At 73.2% G+C, this 990-nt stretch carries 1 protein-coding gene; it reads right to left on the bottom strand.

The genetic code is table 11. The features are described from left to right. The coding region (locus tag HYE82_RS36765; protein WP_179178560.1) for an acyltransferase domain-containing protein at positions 1–990 on the bottom strand (990 nt) is incomplete at both ends.

Raw genomic sequence — 990 nt, forward strand, 5'->3', positions numbered from 1 at the left:
CACCGGCGATGACGACGGCCTGCGGGCCGTTGATCGCGGCGATGCTCACCCGGTCGCCCTCGCCGAGCAGCGGCAGGACCTCGTCCTCCGACGCCTGCACCGCGATCATCACGCCACCGGCCGGGAGGGCCTGCATCAGCCGGCCACGCGCCGCCACCAGGGCACACGCGTCGTCCAGGGACAGCACACCCGCCACATGGGCGGCGGCGATCTCACCGATGGAGTGACCGGCCACGAAGTCCGGGCGCACACCCCAGCTCTCCACGAGCCGGTACAACGCCACCTCGACCGCGAACAGGGCCGGCTGGGTGTACTCCGTCCGGTCCAGCAGGTCGGCGTCCGCGCCGAACAGAACGTCCTTCAGCGGCAGTTCGAGGTGGGTGTCCATGCGGGCGCAGGTGGCGTCGAGGGCGTCGGCGAACCTCGGGAAGGCGTCGTACAGCTCGCGCCCCATGCCGAGGCGCTGGCTGCCCTGGCCCGTGAACAGGAAGGCCGCGGCGCCGTCGCCGGCCACGGTTCCACGCACCACGCCGGGCGCCTGCTCACCGGCAGCGACCGCGGTGAGGGCAGCCAGGAACTCGTCCCGCTCCCCCGCAACGACAACGGCACGGCGTTCGAGGGCCGACCGGGAGGTGGCCAGGGAGTAGGCCACATCGGTCGGTTCGAGCGTCTCGTCCGCGGCGATACGGGCCGCGAGGCGCTCGGCCTGGTCCTGCAGGGCGGTGTCCGTCCTGGCGGACAGCAGCCACGGCATGACGCCGGGCCGCTGCTGCAGAACCTCAGTCGCCTCGGCCGCGTCGGCTTCCGGTGCCTGCTCGATGATCGTGTGGGCGTTGGTGCCGCTGAAGCCGAACGAGGAGACGCCGGCCCGCCGCGGACGGCCGGTCTCCGGCCACGCCCGCTGCTCGGTCAGCAGCGCGATCTCCCCCGCCTGCCAGTCGACGTGCGGGGTGGGCTCGTCCACGTGCAGGGTCTGCGGCAGCACCCCGT

Origin of the sequence: Streptomyces sp. BR123 (genome assembly GCF_013401435.1) — a bacterium.
Lineage (GTDB): Bacteria > Actinomycetota > Actinomycetes > Streptomycetales > Streptomycetaceae > Streptomyces.